General features: G+C 63.1%; 23 protein-coding genes. 22 read left to right on the top strand and 1 reads right to left on the bottom strand.

The annotated features are described in order from the left end of the window. Positions 1-27 precede the first annotated feature (27 nt). The 3 genes from secD (at position 28) to AC2CGW_RS04900 (ending at position 3479) form a co-directional block, all read left to right on the top strand. Positions 28-1890 carry a protein translocase subunit SecD gene (gene secD, locus AC2CGW_RS04910; RefSeq protein WP_186668245.1) on the top strand — a complete coding sequence of 621 codons (1863 nt, stop codon included), beginning with the start codon at positions 28-30 and terminating at the stop codon, positions 1888-1890. Positions 1891-1900: 10 nt separating this feature from the next. Continuing rightward, positions 1901-2809: a protein translocase subunit SecF gene (secF, locus tag AC2CGW_RS04905; RefSeq protein WP_186708060.1), complete on the top strand. Its 909-nt coding sequence runs from the start codon at positions 1901-1903 to the stop codon at positions 2807-2809. A gap of 121 nt (positions 2810-2930) precedes the next feature. Beyond that, complete coding sequence (locus AC2CGW_RS04900; protein WP_186668241.1) at positions 2931-3479, top strand: glycine zipper 2TM domain-containing protein; 549 nt, start codon at positions 2931-2933, stop codon at positions 3477-3479. 96 nt (positions 3480-3575) lie between these two features. Here AC2CGW_RS04900 and suhB read toward each other — a convergent pair whose 3' ends face one another. After that, positions 3576-4394: a type III secretion system regulator SuhB gene (suhB, locus tag AC2CGW_RS04895; RefSeq protein WP_186668239.1), complete on the bottom strand. Its 819-nt coding sequence runs from the start codon at positions 4392-4394 to the stop codon at positions 3576-3578. A 151-nt stretch (positions 4395-4545) separates the two neighbouring features. Here suhB and trmJ point away from each other — a divergent pair, with 151 nt between their 5' ends. The 19 genes from trmJ to der all read left to right on the top strand — a co-directional run bounded on the left by trmJ (position 4546) and on the right by der (position 21081). Continuing rightward, the gene (gene trmJ, locus AC2CGW_RS04890; RefSeq protein ID WP_186668238.1) at positions 4546-5304 is read left to right on the top strand and encodes a tRNA (cytosine(32)/uridine(32)-2'-O)-methyltransferase TrmJ; all 759 of its coding nucleotides are present in this window, start codon (positions 4546-4548) and stop codon (positions 5302-5304) included. Between the two features lie 5 nt (positions 5305-5309). Next, on the top strand, positions 5310-6095 hold the full coding sequence (gene cysE / locus AC2CGW_RS04885) for a serine O-acetyltransferase (protein ID WP_054892548.1): 786 nt from the start codon (positions 5310-5312) through the stop codon (positions 6093-6095). A 167-nt stretch (positions 6096-6262) separates the two neighbouring features. Continuing rightward, on the top strand, positions 6263-6754 hold the full coding sequence (gene iscR, locus AC2CGW_RS04880; protein WP_054892549.1) for a Fe-S cluster assembly transcriptional regulator IscR: 492 nt from the start codon (positions 6263-6265) through the stop codon (positions 6752-6754). 41 nt (positions 6755-6795) lie between these two features. Further along, the gene (locus AC2CGW_RS04875; protein ID WP_054925565.1) at positions 6796-8010 is read left to right on the top strand and encodes an IscS subfamily cysteine desulfurase; all 1215 of its coding nucleotides are present in this window, start codon (positions 6796-6798) and stop codon (positions 8008-8010) included. 46 nt (positions 8011-8056) lie between these two features. Next, on the top strand, positions 8057-8443 hold the full coding sequence (iscU, locus tag AC2CGW_RS04870) for a Fe-S cluster assembly scaffold IscU (protein WP_003443374.1): 387 nt from the start codon (positions 8057-8059) through the stop codon (positions 8441-8443). Between the two features lie 24 nt (positions 8444-8467). Continuing rightward, positions 8468-8791: an iron-sulfur cluster assembly protein IscA gene (gene iscA / locus AC2CGW_RS04865; protein WP_003248536.1), complete on the top strand. Its 324-nt coding sequence runs from the start codon at positions 8468-8470 to the stop codon at positions 8789-8791. An 8-nt stretch (positions 8792-8799) separates the two neighbouring features. Next, positions 8800-9321, top strand: a complete 522-nt coding sequence (hscB, locus tag AC2CGW_RS04860) for a co-chaperone HscB (protein ID WP_484573604.1) — start codon at positions 8800-8802, stop codon at positions 9319-9321. 43 nt (positions 9322-9364) lie between these two features. Next, the gene (gene hscA / locus AC2CGW_RS04855) at positions 9365-11227 is read left to right on the top strand and encodes a Fe-S protein assembly chaperone HscA (protein WP_186668234.1); all 1863 of its coding nucleotides are present in this window, start codon (positions 9365-9367) and stop codon (positions 11225-11227) included. Between the two features lie 3 nt (positions 11228-11230). Then, positions 11231-11572, top strand: a complete 342-nt coding sequence (gene fdx / locus AC2CGW_RS04850) for an ISC system 2Fe-2S type ferredoxin (RefSeq protein ID WP_063546067.1) — start codon at positions 11231-11233, stop codon at positions 11570-11572. A gap of 10 nt (positions 11573-11582) precedes the next feature. Continuing rightward, positions 11583-11783: a Fe-S cluster assembly protein IscX gene (gene iscX / locus AC2CGW_RS04845; protein WP_027920277.1), complete on the top strand. Its 201-nt coding sequence runs from the start codon at positions 11583-11585 to the stop codon at positions 11781-11783. An 87-nt stretch (positions 11784-11870) separates the two neighbouring features. Continuing rightward, positions 11871-12296: a nucleoside-diphosphate kinase gene (ndk, locus tag AC2CGW_RS04840; RefSeq protein ID WP_011532343.1), complete on the top strand. Its 426-nt coding sequence runs from the start codon at positions 11871-11873 to the stop codon at positions 12294-12296. A 28-nt stretch (positions 12297-12324) separates the two neighbouring features. Continuing rightward, entirely contained in the window at positions 12325-13473 is a 1149-nt protein-coding gene (gene rlmN, locus AC2CGW_RS04835) for a dual-specificity RNA methyltransferase RlmN (protein ID WP_484573603.1), read from the top strand. A 12-nt stretch (positions 13474-13485) separates the two neighbouring features. Then, positions 13486-14247 (top strand): type IV pilus biogenesis/stability protein PilW, encoded by a 762-nt coding sequence (gene pilW / locus AC2CGW_RS04830; protein ID WP_186708056.1) that lies wholly within the window; start codon positions 13486-13488, stop codon positions 14245-14247. Continuing rightward, positions 14244-15251, top strand: coding sequence for a RodZ domain-containing protein (locus AC2CGW_RS04825; RefSeq protein WP_484573602.1), 1008 nt, complete (start codon positions 14244-14246; stop codon positions 15249-15251). The genes pilW and AC2CGW_RS04825 overlap by 4 nt, the downstream gene beginning before the upstream one ends. Before the next feature lie 3 nt (positions 15252-15254). Then, a complete protein-coding gene (gene ispG / locus AC2CGW_RS04820) occupies positions 15255-16364 on the top strand; it encodes a flavodoxin-dependent (E)-4-hydroxy-3-methylbut-2-enyl-diphosphate synthase (protein WP_054892556.1) in 1110 nt (369 codons plus the stop codon). 24 nt (positions 16365-16388) lie between these two features. Continuing rightward, a complete protein-coding gene (gene hisS / locus AC2CGW_RS04815) occupies positions 16389-17675 on the top strand; it encodes a histidine--tRNA ligase (protein WP_186668219.1) in 1287 nt (428 codons plus the stop codon). 39 nt (positions 17676-17714) lie between these two features. Further along, on the top strand, positions 17715-18356 hold the full coding sequence (locus tag AC2CGW_RS04810; RefSeq protein ID WP_054892558.1) for a tetratricopeptide repeat protein: 642 nt from the start codon (positions 17715-17717) through the stop codon (positions 18354-18356). A gap of 1 nt (position 18357) precedes the next feature. Next, positions 18358-19500, top strand: a complete 1143-nt coding sequence (gene bamB / locus AC2CGW_RS04805; RefSeq protein WP_288377005.1) for an outer membrane protein assembly factor BamB — start codon at positions 18358-18360, stop codon at positions 19498-19500. A gap of 117 nt (positions 19501-19617) precedes the next feature. Further along, positions 19618-21081, top strand: coding sequence for a ribosome biogenesis GTPase Der (gene der, locus AC2CGW_RS04800; protein WP_186668210.1), 1464 nt, complete (start codon positions 19618-19620; stop codon positions 21079-21081). Positions 21082-21252: the final 171 nt, after the last annotated feature.

The raw sequence follows: 21252 nt of genomic DNA, 5'->3' as shown, positions 1-21252 counted from the left end.
CGCCCCGCGTCTTGAACGGGCGGCGTGATGCTGAACAAATACCCTCTGTGGAAATACCTGCTGATCCTGGTGGTACTGGCGGTCGGCTTTATTTATTCCGCTCCCAACCTCTACCCGGATGACCCGGCGGTGCAGATCAGCGGTGCAAGTTCCGCGCTGCACGTGAGCCAGGCCGACCTCGACCGCGCTACCAAGGCGCTGGTTGATGCCGGTATCACCGTCAAGGGTGGCAGCCTGGGCGAGAAGGGCAGTGCGCTGGTGCGCCTGACCAACCAGGAAGACCAACTGCCGGCCAAGGATGTGGTGCGCAAGACCCTGGGTGACGACTACGTCGTCGCACTGAACCTGGCCCAGACCACCCCGCAGTGGCTGCGCAACCTGGGTGCCAGCCCGATGAAGCTGGGCCTGGACCTCTCCGGTGGTGTGCACTTCCTGCTGGAAGTGGACATGGACAAGGCCATGAGTGCCCGCCTGAAGGTCTACGACGGCGAAGTGAAGACCCTGCTGCGCAAAGAGCGCGTGCGCTACCGTAGCCTGCCCCAGCAGGACGGCAGCATCATGCTGGGCTTCTCCGACGATGCTACCCGCGAACAGGCGCGTGCCCTGGTCCGCAAGAATTTCAATGATTTCGACATCACCACCACCGAGCGCAACGAGCTCTCCGTGCTGCGTCTGGCGCTGACCCAGGCCAAGGTCGCCGAAATCCGCGAATACTCCATCAAGCAGAACCTGACCACCGTCCGCAACCGTGTGAACGAGCTGGGCGTGGCCGAGCCGCTGGTTCAGCGCCAGGGCGCCAACCGTATCGTGGTCGAGCTGCCCGGCGTGCAGGACACGGCCGAAGCCAAGCGTATTCTCGGCAAGACCGCCAACCTCGAGTTCCGCTTCGGCGCTGAGCCAGGTGCTTCGAAAGCGACTACCGAGGTCTTCGAGTTCCGTGATGGTAACCGTTCGGCTGCGGTCGAGCGTGGCTTGATCATCACCGGTGACCAGGTCACCGATGCCCAGGCGAGCTTCGACGAGCACGGTCGTCCGCAGGTGAACATCCGCCTGGACGGCCACGGCGGCGAGTTGATGAGCCGCGCCACGCGCAGCAACGTCGGTCGCAGCATGGCGGTGATCTTCATCGAGCAGAAGCCGGTGACCCGCTACGTCAAGCAGACCGTCGACGGCGTCGAGAAGGAAGTGGCGGTACAGAGCTTCCAGGAAGAGAAGAAGATCATCAGCCTGGCGACCATCCAGTCGCCGCTGGGCAGCCAGTTCCGCATCACTGGCCTGAACGGCCAGGGCGAGTCGTCGGAACTGGCCCTGCTGCTGCGTGCCGGTGGTCTGGCAGCGCCGATGTACTTCGCTGAAGAGCGTACCATCGGCCCGAGCCTGGGTGCCGACAACATCACCAAGGGTGTCGATGCGTCGCTGTGGGGCATGCTGTTCGTCTCGCTGTTCATCATCGCCATCTACCGTGGCTTCGGCGTGATCGCCACCATCGCCCTGACGGGCAACATGGTGCTGCTGCTGGCGCTGATGTCGCTGCTGGGCGCGACCCTGACCCTGCCGGGTATCGCCGGTATCGTGTTGACCATGGGTATGGCGGTCGACGCCAACGTGCTGATCTTCTCGCGGATTCGCGAGGAGCTGAAAAACGGCATGTCGGTGCAGCGTGCCATCCACGAAGGCTTCAACCGTGCCTACACCGCGATCATCGACGCCAACCTGACCAGCCTGCTGGTCGGCGGCATCCTGTTCGCCATGGGTACTGGCCCGGTCAAAGGCTTCGCGGTCACCATGTCCCTCGGGATTTTCACCTCGATGTTCACCGCCGTCATGGTGACCCGCGCAATGGTCAACCTGACCTGTGGCGGGCGTGACATCAAGAAGCTGTGGGTTTGAGGGAGCTGCGATGAAAACCATCAACTTCATGGGCGTGCGCAACGTTGCGTTCGCCGTCACTGTCCTGTTGACCGTACTGGCGCTGTTCAGCTGGTGGCACAAGGGCTTGAACTTCGGCCTGGACTTCACCGGCGGTACGCTCATCGAGCTGACCTACGAGCGTCCGGCCGACCTCAAGGCGGTGCGTGCCGAGCTGGTCGAGTCCGGCTTCCACGAGGCCATCGTGCAGAGCTTCGGTGCCACCACCGACCTGCTGGTGCGCATGCCTGGCGACGACCCGCAACTGGGCAATCAGGTTGCCCAGGCGCTGCAGAAAGTGGGCGGCGACAACCCGGCCACCGTCAAGCGTGTCGAGTTCGTCGGCCCGCAGGTCGGTGAAGAACTGCGTGACCAGGGCGGCCTGGGCATGCTGCTGGCGCTGGGCGGGGTACTGATCTACCTGGCGTTTCGCTTCCAGTGGAAGTTTGCGGTGGGTGCGATCGTCTCGCTGATTCACGACGTGATCGTGACCGTGGGCATCCTCTCGTTCTTCCAGATCACCTTCGACCTGACGGTGCTGGCGGCGGTGCTGGCGATCATCGGCTACTCGCTCAACGACACCATCGTCGTGTTCGACCGGGTGCGTGAGAACTTCCGCGTGATGCGCAAGGCCTCGCTGATCGAGAACATCAACGTCTCGACCACCCAGACCCTGCTGCGTACCATCGCCACTTCGGTGTCCACCCTGCTGGCGATCGCTGCGCTGCTGTTCTTCGGTGGCGACAACCTGTTCGGCTTCTCCCTGGCCCTGTTCATCGGTGTCATGGCGGGTACCTATTCGTCGATCTACATCGCCAACGTGGTGCTGATCTGGCTGAACCTGAACAGCGAAGACCTGATCCCGCCGGTCAAGGCCGAGGGTGTGGACGACCGTCCGTAAGGGCTTGTCCTGCGCCGTTTGGCGTAAAGGGAGGCGCGAGTGTTGAACTCGCGCCTTTTTTTTTGCTCCAAGGCAGGGAGAAGGCGGGCAATGTCCCGCGGGTATGATCAGGAGATTCCACGTGAACAAATCAATGCTGGTGGGTGCGGTTTTGGGTGCTGTCGGTGTTACAGCCGGAGGTGCTGTGGCGACCTACAGCTTGGTGAACAAAGGGCCGGAATATGCCCAGGTCACTGACGTACAGCCGATCAAGCAACAGGTGAAGACACCGCGCGAAGTGTGCAAGGACGTGACCGTGACGCGCCAGCGTCCGGTGCAGGACCAGCACCAGATCGCAGGTACCGTGGTGGGCGCCCTGGCCGGTGGGCTGCTGGGTAACCAGATCGGTGGCGGCACCGGCAAGAAGATCGCAACGGTGGCCGGTGCGGTCGGTGGCGGTTATGCCGGCAACAAGGTGCAGGAGGGCATGCAGGAGCGTGATACCTACACCACCACGCAAACGCGCTGCAACACGGTCAACGACGTCAGCGACAAGGTGGTGGGTTACACCGTGAAGTACACCATCGGTGATCAGGCGGGTGTGGTGAAGATGGATCACGAGCCAGGCTCGACCATCCCGCTGGACAAGAATGGCAAGCTGATACTGAGCCAGGCACAGCCAGGGCAGTGACCTGCGTGCCGGCCCCATTGCGGGTCGGCAGGGTTGTGGAAAACAGGCATAAAAAAGCACCCCGAGGGGTGCTTTTTTTGCATCTGGAGCCTTGGCTCAGCGCTTCAGGTTCTCTGGCAGGTGCGGCTGGATCGCAGTCAGCACCGCCTTGAAGCACTTGATGTTGCCGGCAACGATGTGGCCCTTGTCGAGGAAGTCATGGCCACCGTTGAAGTCGCTCACCAGGCCGCCTGCTTCCTGGATCAGCAGTACGCCTGCAGCCATGTCCCACTCGGACAGGCCCGACTCCCAGAAGGCGTCGAAGCGGCCTGCAGCAACGTAGGCCAGGTCCAGGGCGGCGGAGCCGGCGCGGCGGATGCCGGCGGTCTGGCCGGTGAGGGCGCGGAACATGCCGAGGTAGTTGTCCAGGTCAGCCATCTGGTTGTCGCGGAACGGGAAGCCGGTACCCAGCAGGGCACCTTCCAGGCTGGTGCGCGAGCTGACGCGCAGGCGACGACCGTTGAGCTGGGCGCCACGACCGCGGCTGGCGGTGAATTCTTCCTGGCGGACCGGGTCGACGATGACCGCGTGCTCGAGACGGCCGCGGTATTTGCAGGCGATGCTGACCGCGAAGTGCGGAACGCCACGCAGGAAGTTGGTGGTGCCGTCCAGCGGATCGATGATCCACAGGTAGTCCTTGCCTTCCTCACCGGAGCCGGCGTGCAGGCCAGTCTCTTCACCCTGGATCGAGTGGTTCGGGTAAGCCTTGCGCAGGGCGTTGACGATGGTCTGCTCGGCGGCGCGATCGACCTCGGAGACGTAGTCCTTGGCCTCTTTCTCGTCGACCTTGATGCTGTCCAGGCGTTCGATGGAGCGGAAAATCAGTTCACTGGCGCTGCGAGCGGCGCGCAGGGCGATATTCAGCATAGGCTGCATGGGCGTTTCACCTGGAGATGTTAAAGAAGAAAGCCGCATAGTCTATCAGAAAACTGTTCCGGCAGAAGGGTGACATTCGCATTCGTGGCGTTACGCCCGTCGCTTAGGTAAGATCGTTCCCCCCTTTATAGGCATCCGTGAGCTCGACACCTTGCTGCAGAATATTCGTGTTGTTCTGGTCAATACCAGCCACCCCGGCAACATCGGCGGCGCTGCTCGTGCCATGAAAAACATGGGCTTGTCGCGCCTGGTGCTGGTTCAGCCACTGGATTTCCCCGCTGCGGACGCCAGCGCTCGTGCCTCCGGCGCCGACGATGTGCTGGACGGTGCCGTTGTGGTCGATACGCTCGAGCAGGCGCTGGCTGGCTGCAGCCTGGCGATTGGTACCAGCGCCCGTGACCGCAGCATGCCGTGGCCGATGCTCGACCCGCGCGAATGCGGGGTGCAGAGCGTCGCGCGTGCGGCCGCCGGCGAGGAGATCGCCCTGGTGTTCGGTCGCGAACATGCAGGCCTGACCAATGACGAACTGCAGCGATGTCACTTCCACGTGCACATTCCATCGAACCCCGACTTCAGCTCGCTGAATCTTGCTGCCGCAGTCCAGGTGCTCGCCTACGAGGTGCGCACCGCATGGCTGGCGGCGCAAGGTGCGCCGGCGAAGGTCGAGAAGGTCGATGCCAGCGACGAGCTGGCCACCCTGGACGAAATGGAGCTGTTCTACGAACACCTGGAAAAGACCCTGGTGGACATCAGCTTCCTCGACCCTGAAAAGCCCAAGCACCTGATGGCGCGTCTGCGCCGGTTGTATGGGCGCAGCTCGGTCAATCGTTCGGAAATGAGCATTTTGCGCGGCATCCTCACCGAGACTCAGAAAGTCGCCCGGGGTGATGCGCACAAGCGGAAGGACTAGAAACAATGTTCGAGCGTCTGCGTGAAGATATCCAGAGTGTGTTTCATCGTGACCCCGCGGCACGCAATGCCTTCGAGGTGCTGACCTGCTACCCCGGGATGCATGCCATCTGGCTGCATCGCCTGGGCAATGCCCTGTGGAAGCGCGACTTCAAGTGGCTGGCGCGCCTGGTGTCGAACTTCGGGCGCTGGATGACCGGCATCGAGATCCACCCCGGCGCCACCATCGGCCGGCGTTTCTTCATCGATCATGGCATGGGCATCGTCATCGGCGAGACCGCCGAGATCGGCGATGATGTGACGCTCTATCAGGGCGTGACCCTCGGCGGCACCAGCTGGAACAAGGGCAAGCGACACCCGACCCTGGAAAACGGCGTAGTGGTGGGGGCGGGCGCCAAGGTGCTCGGCCCGTTCACGGTGGGCGCCGGGGCCAAGATCGGCTCCAATGCGGTGGTGACCAAGGCCGTGCCGGCCGGTGCCACGGCAGTCGGGATCCCGGGGCGGATCATCGTCAAGACCGAAGACAGCGAGGTCGAGGCCAAGCGCAAGGCCATGGCCGAGAAGATCGGCTTCGATGCCTACGGCGTCAGTGGCGACATGCCCGACCCGGTGGCGCGCGCCATCGGCCAGATGCTCGACCACCTGCAGGCGGTCGACGAGCGCCTGGAGGGCATGTGCGGGGCGCTGACCAACCTGGGCAGTGACTACTGTGCCAAGGCCTTGCCGGCCCTGCCGGAAGAGGACTTCGCCGAGGTCAAGCAGGCTGCGCAGAGCGACACTCCGTCGCATTGATTACGCCGGGCTGATACACGGGGCGTGTGCTCGCGCCCCTTGTCTGCTATCATCGCGCCCGCTTCCCGCGTGCAAACCCGACTAAAGCACTAGGTCTTATAGTTGACTTAAATGCTCGGGAATCGCATACTCGCACACATCCTGTAACTCCCGTGGTACCCATAGCCATGCGATTGACTACCAAAGGCCGTTACGCCGTCACCGCCATGCTCGACCTGGCGTTGCACGCGCAGCATGGGCCGGTATCCTTGGCCGACATTTCCGAGCGCCAGGGCATCTCCCTCTCCTATCTGGAACAGCTGTTCGCCAAGCTGCGCCGCAGCAGCCTGGTTTCCAGCGTGCGCGGTCCGGGTGGCGGCTACCAGCTGTCGCGGGGCATGGAAACCATCCAGGTGGCGCAGGTAATCGACGCGGTCAACGAGTCGGTAGATGCCACTCGCTGCCAAGGCCTCGGGGATTGCCACGCCGGTGATACCTGCCTGACCCACCACCTGTGGTGCGATCTCAGCCAGCAGATCCACGAATTCCTCAGCGGCATCAGCCTGTCCGACCTCGTCATGCGCCGCGAGGTGCAGGAAGTCGCCCAGCGCCAGGACCTGCGCCGAGTCGCCGGTCGCGTTGCCCAGCTGGACAAGATTGAGACGTCCGCCGTCGACTGATGCAGCGACGAGCGACGCCAACGCCTGATAGGAGATACTCAATGAAGTTGCCGATCTACCTCGATTACTCCGCGACCACCCCGGTCGATCCCCGCGTCGCCCAGAAGATGGCCGACTGCCTGCTGGTCGACGGAAACTTCGGTAACCCGGCCTCGCGTTCCCACGTGTTCGGCTGGCGCGCTGAAGAGGCGGTCGAGAATGGCCGCCGCCAGGTCGCCGAGCTGATCAATGCCGACCCGCGCGAAATCGTCTGGACCAGCGGTGCCACCGAGTCCGACAACCTCGCGCTCAAGGGTGTCGCGCACTTCTATCAGACCAAGGGCAAGCACATCATCACCTCCAAGATCGAGCACAAGGCGGTCCTCGACACCGCTCGCCAGCTCGAGCGCGAAGGTTTCGAAGTCACCTACCTCGAACCCGGTGAAGACGGCATCGTCACCCCGGCGATGGTCGAGGCCGTGCTGCGCGACGACACCATCCTCGTCTCGCTGATGCACGTGAACAACGAAGTCGGCTCGATCAACGATATCGCCGCCATCGGTGAACTGACCCGCTCGCGCGGCGTGCTGTTCCACGTCGATGCCGCGCAGTCGGCCGGCAAGGTCGAAATCGACGTGCAGAAGACCAAGGTCGACCTGATGTCGTTCTCGGCGCACAAGGTCTACGGCCCGAAGGGCATCGGTGCGCTGTACGTCAGCCGCAAGCCGCGTGTGCGCCTGGAAGCCATCATTCACGGCGGTGGCCATGAGCGCGGCATGCGTTCGGGCACCCTGCCGACCCACCAGATCGTGGGCATGGGCGAGGCCTTCGCCATCGCCAAGCAGGAAATGGCCGCTGAAAACGTGCGCATCAAGGCGTTGAGCGATCGCTTCTTCAAGCAGGTCTCCGACCTTGAAGAGCTGTACGTCAACGGCAGCCAGACCCAGCGCGTTCCGCACAACCTGAACCTGAGCTTCAACTACGTCGAAGGCGAGTCGCTGCTGATGTCGCTCAAGGACATCGCCGTATCGTCCGGTTCGGCCTGCACCTCCGCGTCGCTCGAGCCTTCTTATGTACTGCGCGCCCTGGGCCGCAACGACGAGCTGGCGCACAGCTCGATCCGCTTCTCCTTCGGTCGCTTCACCACCGAGGAAGAAGTTGACTACGCCGCGCAGGAAGTCTGCAAGGCCGTGAACAAACTGCGCGAACTGTCGCCGCTGTGGGACATGTACAAAGACGGCGTCGACATCTCCAAGATCGAGTGGGCCGCCCACTAAGCAGTCGCCAGCAAGAGCGGCTCCCTGATGAGGAAGGAATTGCACCATGGCATACAGTGAAAAGGTCATCGACCACTACGAAAACCCGCGTAACGTCGGCAAGATGGACGCCGAAGACCCGGACGTCGGTACCGGCATGGTCGGCGCCCCGGCGTGCGGTGACGTGATGCGTCTGCAGATCAAGGTCAACGAGCAAGGCATCATCGAAGATGCCAAGTTCAAGACCTACGGCTGCGGTTCGGCCATCGCCTCCAGCTCCCTGGCCACCGAGTGGATGAAGGGCAAGACCCTGGACGAAGCCGAAACCATCAAGAACACCCAGCTGGCCGAAGAACTGGCGTTGCCGCCGGTCAAGATCCACTGCTCGGTACTCGCCGAAGATGCCATCAAGGCAGCCGTTCGCGATTACAAGCAGAAGAAAGGCTTGATCTAAGTCGCCGCGAGGTAAGGAGTTCCGATGGCTATCAGCATGACAGAAGCCGCCGCCAACCACATTCGCCGCTCCCTCGACGGGCGCGGCAAGGGTGAAGGCATCCGCCTGGGCGTGCGCACCACCGGCTGCTCGGGCCTGGCCTACGTGCTGGAGTTCGTCGACGAGCTGGCCGACGAGGACCAGGTGTTCGAGAACCATGGCGTGAAGGTCATCATCGACCCGAAAAGCCTGGTGTATCTCGATGGCACCGAGCTGGATTTCGTCAAGGAAGGGTTGAACGAAGGCTTCAAGTTCAACAACCCCAACGTGCGCGGTGAGTGTGGCTGCGGCGAAAGCTTCAATGTCTGAGGCTTGACGTGGGTACTCCTTGCCATTTCGCCCTGTTCGACCTGCAGCCGGGCTTTCGCCTGGACCTCGACAAGCTGGCCATCCGTTATCGTGAGCTGGCCCGCGAGGTCCATCCAGACCGCTTTGCCGACGCCTCCGAGCGTGAGCAGCGTGTTGCCCTGGAAAAGTCCGCAGCACTCAACGACGCCTACCAGACGCTGCGCAGCGCGCCGCGTCGTGCGCGCTACCTGCTGGCCGTCAGCGGCCACGAAGTGCCCCAGGAAGTCACGGTCCACGACCCCGACTTCCTGCTGCAGCAGATGCAGTGGCGTGAAGAACTCGAAGAGCTGCAGGACGAAGCCGACCTCGACGGTGTTGCTGTGTTCAAGAAGCGCCTGAAGGTCGCCCAGGACACGCTCAACGAGGATTTCGCCGCCTGCTGGGATCAAGCTGCCGAGCGCGACAAGGCCGAGCGCCTGATGCGCCGCATGCAGTTCCTCGACAAGCTCGCCCAAGAAGTGCGCCAACTCGAAGAGCGCCTCGACGATTAACCCCGGCGTTGCCCGTGATGACGCCTAAGGTATTCAGATAAGCATGGCCCTACTGCAGATCGCCGAACCCGGTCAGAGCCCCCAGCCGCACCAGCGTCGCCTGGCGGTGGGTATCGACCTGGGTACCACCAACTCTCTCGTCGCTGCAGTGCGCAGCGGTCGCAGCGAGCCCCTGCCCGACGCCCAGGGCAATGTCATCCTGCCGTCCGCCGTGCGCTATTTGCCAGGGCACTGCGACGTCGGCCAGGACGCTCGTGACGCAGCCTCCAGCGACCCGCTGAACACCGTTCTTTCGGTCAAGCGCCTGATGGGTCGCGGTCTTGCCGACGTCAAGCAACTGGGCGAGCAACTGCCTTACCGCTTCGTTGGCGGTGAATCGCACATGCCATTCATCGACACTGTCCAGGGGCCGAAGAGCCCGGTGGAGGTGTCGGCCGACATTCTCAAGGTCCTGCGCCTGCGCGCCGAGCAAACCCTCGGTGGCGAGCTGGTGGGCGCGGTCATCACCGTGCCGGCCTACTTCGACGACGCCCAGCGCCAGGCCACCAAGGACGCGGCGCGCCTGGCCGGCCTGAGCGTGCTGCGCCTGCTCAACGAGCCGACCGCTGCCGCCGTGGCCTATGGCCTGGACCAGAACGCCGAAGGCGTGGTGGCGATCTTCGACCTGGGGGGCGGCACCTTCGATATCTCGATCCTGCGCCTGACCGCGGGCGTCTTCGAAGTGCTGGCCACGGGGGGGGACACTGCCCTGGGTGGCGATGACTTCGATCACGCCATCGCTGGCTGGATCATCGAGCAGGCCGGTCTGTCCGCCGATCTCGACCCGGCTACCCAGCGCCAACTGCTGCAGACGGCCTGTGCCGCCAAGGAAGCCTTGACCGATGCCGACACCGTCAGCGTCGCCCACGGCGCCTGGCAGGGTGAGCTCAGCCGTGCCGCCTTCGAAGCCATGATCGAGCCACTGATCGCCCGCAGCCTCAAGGCCTGCCGCCGCGCCGTGCGCGACAGCGGTGTCGAGCTGGAAGAGGTCGGTGCCGTGGTGATGGTCGGTGGCTCGACCCGCGTGCCGCGTGTACGCGAAGCCGTCGGCACGCTGTTCGGCCGTACTCCGCTGACCTCGATCGATCCTGACCAGGTCGTGGCCATTGGCGCCGCGATCCAGGCCGACACCCTGGCCGGTAATCGCCGCGAAGGTGGCGAATTGTTACTTCTGGACGTCATCCCGCTGTCGCTGGGTCTTGAGACCATGGGCGGGCTGATGGAAAAGGTGATTCCGCGCAACACCACGATTCCCGTGGCTCGTGCCCAGGAGTTCACCACCTACAAGGATGGCCAGTCGGCCATGATGATTCACGTCCTGCAGGGCGAGCGCGAGTTGATCAGCGACTGTCGTTCGCTGGCCCGCTTCGAGCTGCGTGGCATCCCGGCGATGGTGGCCGGTGCAGCGAAGATCCGCGTGACCTTCCAGGTCGATGCCGACGGCCTGCTCAGCGTCGCGGCCCGCGAACTGGGCTCGGGCGTGGAGTCGAGCATCCAGGTCAAGCCGTCCTACGGCCTGACCGATGGCGAGATCGCCCGTATGCTCAAGGACTCCTTCGAGCACGCAGGCTCCGACAAGCAGGCGCGCCAGTTGCGCGAGCACCAGGTCGATGCCGAGCGCTTGCTCGAAGCGGTGCAGGGCGCCCTGGATGCCGACGGCGAGCGTCTGCTCAGCGCTGACGAGCGCGAGGCCATTGCCTTCCAGATGCAAGAATTGCGTGATTTGCTCACCGGCACCGATGGCGCGGCCATCGAGCAACAGACCAAGCGTCTGTCGCAGGTGACCGATGCCTTTGCCGCCCGTCGCCTTGATTCGACGGTCAAAGCCGCACTGGCCGGGCGCAACCTGAATGAGATCGAGGAGTAACCGATGCCCCAGGTGATTTTCCTGCCGCATGAGAAGTTCTGCCCGGATGGGCTGGTGGTCGAAGTGGAGCCAGGCACCAACATTCTGGAGCTGGCCCACGAACACCATATCGAGATGGAAAGCGCGTGCGGCGGCGTGTGTGCCTGCACCACCTGCCACTGCATCGTGCGTGAAGGTTTCGACTCGCTGGAAGAAGCCGACGAGCTGGAAGAAGACATGCTGGACAAGGCCTGGGGCCTGGAAGCGCAGTCTCGCCTGGCGTGCCAGGTGATCGTGGGTGATGAAGACATCACCATCGAGATTCCGAAATACTCGCTCAACCACGCTGCCGAAGCGCCGCACTGAGGTTTTCAGCATGAGCCTGAAATGGATTGATGTACTTGAGATCGCCATCCAGCTTGCGGAAAGCAAGCCGGACGTCGATCCTAAATATGTGAATTTCGTCGATCTGCACCGTTGGGTGCTGGCTTTGCCAGAGTTCAGCGACGATCCGTCACGCGGCGGTGAGAAAGTGCTCGAGGCCATCCAGGCGGCCTGGATCGAAGAAGCCGACTGAGCGTCTCTGCAGGTTAGGCAATCCCCTGGAACCCGCGTATAATTCGCGGGTTTAATTTTTCGCAACACTCAAATTCTGGAGTTTTCCATGGCTGTTCAACGTACTTTCTCCATCATCAAGCCTGACGCAGTTGCCAAGAACGTCATCGGCAAGATCACCACTCGCTTCGAAGAAGCCGGCCTGAAAATCGTCGCTTCGAAAATCAAGCAGCTGTCCAAGGCCGAAGCCGAAGGCTTCTACGCCGAGCACAGCGCTCGTGGCTTCTTCGGTGATCTGGTTGCCTTCATGACTTCCGGTCCGGTCGTCGTTCAGGTGCTGGAAGGCGAGAACGCCATCGCTCTGAACCGTGAGCTGATGGGCGCCACCAACCCTAAAGAAGCCGCTCCAGGCACCATCCGTGCCGACTTCGCCGAGTCGATCGACGCCAACGCCGTTCACGGTTCGGACTCCGAAGCCGCTGCAGCTCGCGAAATCGCTTACTTCTTCGCTGCTACCGAGGTAACCACTCGCTAAGCGAAAGCTTACGAGTGAGGGTGAATCCATGACGACATCTACTGGCAAAATCAACCTGTTGGGGCTGACCCTGCCGGAAATGGAACAGTTCTTCGACTCGATCGGGGAGAAGCGCTTCCGTGCCGGTCAGGTGATGAAATGGATTCACCATTTTGGCGTGTCCGACTTTGCGGACATGACCAACGTCGGCAAGGTCTTGCGCGAGAAGCTCGAGGCCGTTGCCGAGATTCGCCCCCCGGAGGTGGTCAGCGAGGACATTTCCGCCGACGGTACCCGTAAATGGGTAGTCCGCGTTGCCTCCGGCAGCTGCGTCGAGACCGTCTACATTCCCACCGACGACCGCGGTACCCTCTGCGTTTCGTCGCAAGCCGGCTGTGCCCTGGACTGCAGTTTCTGCTCCACCGGCAAGCAAGGCTTCAACAGCAACCTCTCCGCCGCCGAAGTGATTGGCCAGGTGTGGCTTGCCAACAAATCCTTCGGGACCGTCCCGGCCAAGATCGACCGCGCTATCACCAACGTGGTCATGATGGGCATGGGCGAGCCCTTGCTGAACTTCGACAATGTCATCGCCGCGATGAAGATCATGATGGACGATCTGGGCTATGGCATCTCCAAGCGTCGCGTCACCCTGTCCACTTCGGGTGTCGTGCCGATGATCAATGAGTTGGCCAAGCACATCGACGTGTCGCTGGCGCTGTCGCTGCATGCGCCCAACGACGCGCTGCGCAACCAGTTGGTCCCGATCAACAAGAAGTACCCGCTCAAGATGCTGCTCGAGTCCTGCATGGGCTATATGTCCACGCTCGGCGGCAAGCGGGTGCTCACCATCGAGTACACCCTGCTCAAGGACGTCAACGATCAGCCTGAGCATGCCGCGCAGATGATCGAGTTGCTGCGTGACGTGCCGTGCAAGATCAACCTGATTCCGTTCAACCCGTTCCCGCACTCCGGTTACGAGCGTCCCAGCAACAATGCGATCCGTCGCTTCCAGGATCTGCTGCACCACGGCGGCTTCAACGTCACCACCCGCACCACCCGCGGCGAAGATATCGACGCGGCCTGTGGTCAGCTGGTGGGGCAGGTCATGGACCGCACTCGCCGCAGCGAGCGCTACATCGCCGTGCGCCAGATCAACGCCGATGGCAGCGAGCTGCAAGACAGCGCTGCGCGCCACTGACGGAAGCCGCCGATGACCCTGCGCGCCGCGCTGTCGATGCTGTCGCTTTTGCTGCTGGCCGGCTGCGTGTCCGGCGGTGCAGGTGATCCGCTGTCCAGCCGACAGGGCAGGGCGGAGGCAGGGCGTGCCTATGTGCAGTTGGGGCTGGGGTATTTGCAACAAGGCATGACTGAGCAAGCCAAGGCCCCGCTGGCCAGGGCGCTTGCGTTGAACAGCCACGATGCCGATGCACACGCCGCCCTGGCCCTGGTCTTCCAGGCCCAGGGCGAGCCCGATCTGGCCGATGGCCATTTCCGCGAAGCCTTGTCGCAACGCCCGAATGACACGCGGATTCGCAACAACTTCGGCAGTTTCCTATATGCTCAGGGGCATTTTCGCCAAGCAGAACAGATGTTTCGCCAAGCTGCTGCCGATACCCTGTATCCTGAACGTTCCCGGGTATACGAGAACCTTGGCCTGACCGCCCTCAGGCAAGGGCGTCGCGAGCAGGCTCACGAATACCTGGACAAGGCCCTGCAGCTCGATCAGCGGCAACCACGAGCGCTGCTGGAAATGGCTGAGTTGTCCTACGAAAACAGGCATTATGTGCCGGCCCGGGACTATTTCGAGCGCTTCAGCCAGCATGGCGATCACGACGCTCGCAGCCTGCTGTTGGGCAGCCGCCTCGCCCGAGTCTTCGAAGAGCACGGCACCGCAGCCGAGCTGGGCCAGAAATTACAACGACTTTATCCCGGTACGCCGGAATATCAGCAATACCTGTCGGAGCAACGATGAAAGCCGCGCACCCCGAAGCAGCAGCAGCGATTCAGCAGAATCCAGGTGATATCTTGCGCCAGGCCCGCGAGAACCGGAACTGGTCGCAGGCCGAGGTCGCCCGTAAGCTGAATCTCACGGTCACTTCGCTGAACAACCTGGAAACCGGCGCCTTCGACAAGCTTCCCGGACACACCTTCGCGCGCGGCTATATCCGTGCTTACGCCAAGCTCATGGACATGGACCAGGCGCCGCTCGTCGAGGCTTTCGACCAGATCACCGGGACTCACGCCAAGGGCAGCGAAGTACATGCCCTTGGTCGTATCGAGGAGCCGGTGCGCCTTTCGCACAATATTCTGCGTGTCGTCAGCCTGTTGCTGCTGGTGGCCGTGGTCGGTGGCGGGTTCTTCTGGTGGCAGGACCAGAGCAGCCTGCGTGGCAAGGACCTGGCCAAGATCGCCCTGGAGCATGTCGAGGTCGAAAGCGCCGACGGCACCACGCAGATCCACCCGCTCGATGAGCCGGAAGATCAGGCCGTGACTGCGGGCCAGCAGCCAGAGAGCGCGCCACTGCCGCTTGAGCAGGCTACGACCGAAGCTGCCGCCGAGGCTGCTGAACAGGGCGCCCCGGGCACCGCAGCATCCGCCGCCGCTCCAGCCGCTCCGGTTGCCCAGGCTCCTGCCCAGACGCACGCGCCCGCCACCGCGCCCGCACCAACCGCATCGGCCACCCACGCCGTACCGACTGCGCCAGTTGCCAGCGAGCCTGCCGTGGTTGCTGCGGGCGATGGCAAGATCGCCATTCAATTCACCGCCGATTGCTGGACCCAGGTCACCGATGGCAACGGCAAGGTGCTGTTCAGCGCGATCAAGCGCAAGGGTGACAGCCTGGAACTGACCGGCAAGCCGCCGTTCGCGGTCCGCCTGGGCTTTGCCCGCGGCGCTCAGGTCAGCTACAACGGTCAGGCCGTCGATGTCGCCCCGTTCACCAGTGGCGAGACCGCTCGCCTGAAGTTGGGACAGTAAGTCATGCACGGCGAATCTCCGATCAAACGTCGCGAATCCCGCAAAATCTGGGTCGGCAATGTGCCGGTGGGTGGTGATGCACCCATCGCGGTACAGAGCATGACCAACACCGACACCAATGATGTCGCCGCCACCGTTGGGCAGATCCAGCGCCTGGTCGATGCTGGCGTCGACATCGTCCGCGTCTCGGTGCCGGACATGGACGCGGCCGAAGCCTTCGGCAAGATCAAGCAATTGGTCAGCGTGCCATTGGTCGCCGACATCCATTTCGACTACAAGATCGCCCTGCGCGTCGCCGAGCTTGGTGTTGACTGCCTGCGCATCAACCCGGGCAACATCGGTCGCGAAGACCGTGTGCGCGCGGTGGTCGATGCCGCTCGCGACCGTGGTATCCCGATTCGCATCGGCGTCAACGCGGGTTCGCTGGAAAAGGACCTGCAGAAGAAGTACGGCGAGCCGACCCCGGCAGCGCTGGTGGAGTCGGCGCTGCGCCATGTCGAGCACCTTGACCGCCTCGACTTCCAGGACTTCAAGGTCAGCGTCAAGGCCTCCGACGTGTTCATGGCCGTCGAAGCCTACCGCCTGCTGGCCAGGCAGATCGTGCAGCCGCTGCACCTGGGCATCACCGAAGCCGGTGGCCTGCGTTCGGGGACGGTGAAATCCGCTGTCGGCCTCGGTATGCTGCTTGCCGAAGGCATTGGCGATACCATTCGCATCTCCCTCGCTGCCGATCCGGTCGAGGAAGTGAAAGTCGGCTACGACATTCTCAAGTCGCTGCACCTGCGTTCCCGTGGCATCAACTTCATCGCCTGCCCGAGCTGTTCGCGGCAGAACTTCGATGTGGTCAAGACCATGAACGAGCTGGAAGGGCGTCTGGAAGACCTGCTGGTGCCGCTGGACGTCGCGGTGATCGGCTGCGTGGTCAACGGCCCGGGCGAAGCCAAGGAATCCCACGTCGGCCTGACCGGTGGTACCCCCAACCTGGTGTACATCGATGGCAAGCCGGCGCAGAAGCTGACCAATGACAACCTGGTCGATGAGCTGGAAAAGCTCATCCGCCAGAAAGCGGCCGAGAAGGTCGAGGCCGACGCGGCGCTGATCGCCCGCGGCTGATACACAGATTCGTAAGGACTTTTCGTGAGCAAATCGCTGCAAGCCATCCGTGGCATGAACGACATCCTGCCCGAGCAGTCGCCCCTGTGGCGCTACTTCGAAGGCACCGTGGCCGGCCTGCTGGACGGCTACGGCTACAGCCAGATCCGCACGCCGATCGTCGAGTTCACCGAGCTGTTCAAGCGCTCGATCGGTGAAGTCACCGATATCGTCGAAAAAGAGATGTACACCTTCCAGGACAACAAGGACTCGCTGACCTTGCGCCCGGAAGGCACTGCCGCGTGTGTGCGTGCTGTGCTCGAGCACGGCATCATCGGCAATGGCCAGGTTCAGAAGCTCTGGTATGTCGGCCCGATGTTCCGCCACGAACGCCCACAACTGGGGCGTTATCGCCAGTTCCACCAGATCGGCGTCGAGGTGTTCAACCTGGCCGGTCCGGACATCGACGCCGAGCTGATCCTGCTCACCTGGCGCCTCTGGGCGCGCCTGGGTATCCAGGACGCGGTCACGCTCGAACTCAACAGCCTGGGCACCAGCGAAGCCCGTGCGCGCTATCGCGACGCGCTGGTCGAGTTCCTCAGCGAGCGTATCGATCAACTGGACGACGACAGCAAGCGTCGCCTGAAGAGCAACCCGCTGCGCATCCTCGACAGCAAGAACGAAGGCACCCAGGCCGCTCTGGTGGGCGCACCGAAGCTCGAAGAGTACCTGGACGAAGAGTCCCGCGTGCACTTCGAGGGCGTGAAGGCCCGCCTCGACGCTGCCGGTATCCCGTTCGTGATCAACACCAAGCTGGTGCGTGGCCTGGACTACTACAGCAAGACCGTGTTCGAGTGGGTGACCGACAAGCTCGGTGCCCAGGGCACTGTCTGTGCCGGTGGCCGCTACGATGGCCTGGTCGAGCAGATGGGCGGCAAGCCGACGGCTGGCGTGGGCTTCGCCATGGGTATCGAGCGACTGCTGCTGCTGATCGAGACGCTGGGCCAGGTGCCCGAGTCGATCAGCCGCACGCTGGATGTCTACCTGTGCGCCTTCGGCGAGCAGGCGGAGCTGGCGGGCCTGAAGATCAGCGAGCAACTGCGCGATCGTCTGCCGGGCCTGCGCCTGGCGGTCAACGCCGGTGGCGGCAACTTCAAGAACCAGTTCAAGAAGGCCGACAAGAGCGGGGCGCTGTTTGCCCTGATCCTGGGGGACGACGAACTGGCGCAACAAGTGGTAGGTTTCAAGCCCCTGCGTGGCCAGGGCGAACAACAGAACATTGCCTGGGATGCTCTGGCCGAGCACCTGCAAGCTGCTCTCGCGCAGGCGTGAAGCGGTCAAACAGCCGAATTGCTGAAAAGGAGTATTGGGGTGTCGAGTACCGATGATGATGGCCTGGCCGCAGCCAAGGACTGGTGGAACCGCAACGGCAAGCCGCTGCTGACCGGTGCCCTGCTCGCCGCTGCGGTGGTGATGGGCTGGCAGGCCTGGCACAAGTACCAGAGCAACCAGTCGCAAGGCGCTTCGGCGCTGTACCAGGCGTTGCTGGAAACTACCCTGACGCCTGACGGCAAGCCGGATGCGACCAAGGTCGCCGAGCTGTCCGGCAAGCTCAAGAGCGAATTTGGCGGTTCGGCCTATGCCCAGTACGGCAGCCTGTTCGTGGCCAAGGTCGCGGTCGACAGCGGCAAGCTGGACGACGCCGCCGCCGAGCTCAAGAGCGTGATGGACAAGCCGGCCGATGCCACCCTCGGCGAGATCGCGCGCCAGCGTCTGGCCCGTGTGCTCGCTGCCCAGGACAAGGCCGAGGAGGCCCTCAAGCTGCTCGACGGTGACGCCGACAAGGCCTTCCTGGCCAGTCGTGAGGAGCTCAAGGGTGACTTGCTGGTCCAGTTGGGCCGTGCCGACGATGCCCACGGTGCGTATGAAAAAGCCAAGGCCGCGCTGTCCGACGACGCCGCGATCGGTGGCCTGCAACTGAAGCTGGATGACCTGGCCAAAGGGGACGCGTGAAGTGACCGGTTGGAAACAAGCAGCAGTGCTCGCCCTGGCCGTGCTGGCCGCGGGTTGCAGCAGCAACAGCAAGAAGGAACTGCCCCCGGCCGAACTGACCAAGTTCACCGAAGAGGTGGTGCTCAAGAAACAGTGGAGCCGTTCGATCGGTGACGGCCAGGGTGACAAGTACAACACCCTGGTGCCGGCCATCGAGAACGACCGCATCTACGCTGCCGACGTCAACGGCAAGGTCTTCGCGCTGAACCGCAGCAACGGTGACGTGGTGTGGAAGAAGGACCTGGACGTACCGGTTTCCGGTGCTGTCGGCGTGGGTTACGGCCTGGTGATGATGGGCACCCTCAAGGGTGAAGTCATCGCACTGGACTCCAGCACCGGTGAAGAACGCTGGCGCTCGCGCGTCACCAGCGAAGTGCTGGCTCCGCCAGCGACCAACGGTGATGTGGTGGTGGTGCAGACCCAGGACGACCGTCTGATCGGCCTGGACTTCAACACCGGTGATCGCCGCTGGATCTACGAGAGTTCGCCAGCAGTGCTCACGCTGCGTGGTACCGGCGCGCCGATCGTGACCAACCGCCTGGCGGTGGCTGGTCTGTCCACCGGCAAGGTGATCGCGGTCGACACGCAGAACGGCGTGCCGGTGTGGGAGGCCCGCGTGGCCGTTCCGCAGGGCCGTTCCGAGCTGGACCGTGTAGTGGACATCGACGGTGGCTTGCTGCTGTCCGGTGGTACCCTTTACGTCACCAGCTACCAGGGTCGCGTCGCGGGCCTGGACCTGGAAAGCGGTCGCGTGCTGTGGCAGCGCGATGCCTCCAGCTATGTGGGTGTCGCCCAGGGCTTTGGCAACGTCTACGTGAGCGAGGCTTCGGGCACTGTCGAGAGCATCGATGAGCGTTCGTCTTCGGCGCTGTGGACCAACGACTCCATGGCCCGTCGCCAACTGTCGGCGCCGGAAGTGTTTTCCAGCTATGTCGCGGTAGGTGACTTCGAGGGTTACCTGCACCTGCTCAGCCAGGTCGATGGGCGCTTCGTCGGCCGTGAGCGTATCGACAGCGATGGCCTGCGCGCCCGCCCCCTGGTGGTCGGCGACACCATTTATGTCTATGGCAACAGCGGCAAGCTCGAGGCACTGACCATCCGCTGAAGCTATGCTTGAGACCGTCATCGGTTTCAGGCTGCGGCGCAGGAAGCGCCGCCCGAACTCCGGCCGCTGCCTTGCAGCGGCCTTTGCATTTTCAAGAATTCACGAGTGGAGAGCCGCATGGTTCCCGTAATCGCCCTGGTGGGACGGCCGAACGTCGGCAAATCCACCATGTTCAACCGCCTGACCAAGACCCGCGATGCCATCGTCGGCGACCTGTCGGGCCTGACCCGTGATCGCCAGTACGGCGACGCCACCTGGCAGGGTCGTTCGTTCATTCTTATCGACACCGGCGGTATCACCGGTGACGAAGTGGGCATGGACGAGAAGATGGCCGAGCAGTCGCTGATGGCCATCGAAGAAGCGGACTATGTGCTGTTCCTGGTCGATGCCCGCGCTGGCATGACCGCCGCTGACCAGATGATCGCCGAGCACCTGCGCAAGCGAAACAAAGAGGCGATCCTGGTCGCCAACAAGATCGACAACATCGATGCCGATGTCGCCCGCGCCGAGTTCTCGCCGCTGGGTATGGGCAACGCCATTCCGGTCGCCGGTTCGCAAGGCCGTGGTATCAACGCACTGATGGAAGCCGTGCTTGGCCACATCCCGCGCGACCAGGTCGAGGAAGCGCTGGATGCCGAAGTCGCCGAAGGCGAGGAAGCGGTGCGTATTCCGGGGCCGAGCGAGAAGGATGGCATCAAGATCGCCATCATCGGTCGCCCGAACGTCGGCAAGTCGACGCTGGTCAACCGCATGCTCGGTGAAGAGCGTGTGGTGGTCTACGATCAGCCGGGCACCACCCGTGACAGTATCTACATCCCGTTCGAGCGTGATGGCGAGAAGTACACCTTCATCGACACTGCCGGGGTGCGCAAACGCGGCAAGATCCACGAGGAAGTCGAGAAGTTCTCGGTGGTCAAGACGCTGCAGGCGATCAAGGACGCCAACGTGGTGATCTTCGTCATGGACGCGCGCGAGGGGGTGGTCGACCATGACCTGAACCTGCTGGGCTTCGCCCTGGAAGCCGGCCGTGCCATCGTCATCGCCCTGAACAAGTGGGATGGCATGGAGCCGGGCGAGCGCGACTACGTGAAGACCGAGCTGGAGCGTCGGCTGTTCTTCGTCGACTTTGCCGACATCCACTTCATCTCCGCCTTGCACGGCACTGGCGTCGGCCATCTGTACAAGTCGGTGCAGGCTGCGTTCAAGTCGGCGGTCACCCGCTGGCCGACCAGCCGCCTGACGCAAATCCTCGAAGACGCCATCAGCGAGCACCAGCCGCCGCTGGTTAACGGTCGACGGATCAAGCTGCGCTACGCTCACCTCGGAGGTGCCAACCCACCCCTGATCGTGATCCACGGCAACCAGACCGACAAGATCCCGCGTTCCTACTCGCGCTACCTGGAAAACACCTACCGCCGTGTGCTGAAGCTGGTCGGTACGCCGATCCGCATCGAGTACAAGGGCGGCGAGAACCCGTACGAGGGCAACAAGAACACCCTCACCGATCGCCAGGTCAACAAGAAACGCCGCTTGATGTCGCACCACAAGAAGGCTGAGAAGAAGCGCAAAGACAAGCGCTGATTCTCGCGTCTGCTTCTTCGCGGGCAAGCCCGCTCCCACTGCAAGGCACAGGCATTGAGATCTGTGAACGACCTGTGGAGCGGGCTTGGCCACGAATGAGCCTTTAAATGTTTCAACCTTTTTCCTGCCTGCCCGATCCGCTATGCTCGGACTCCACCCCGTGCCGGACCA

This window comes from Pseudomonas sp. SYWMCR5 (assembly GCF_057197165.1).
Note: the sequence above shows the minus strand (reverse complement) of the source record. Positions and strands in the feature narration are given on the sequence as shown.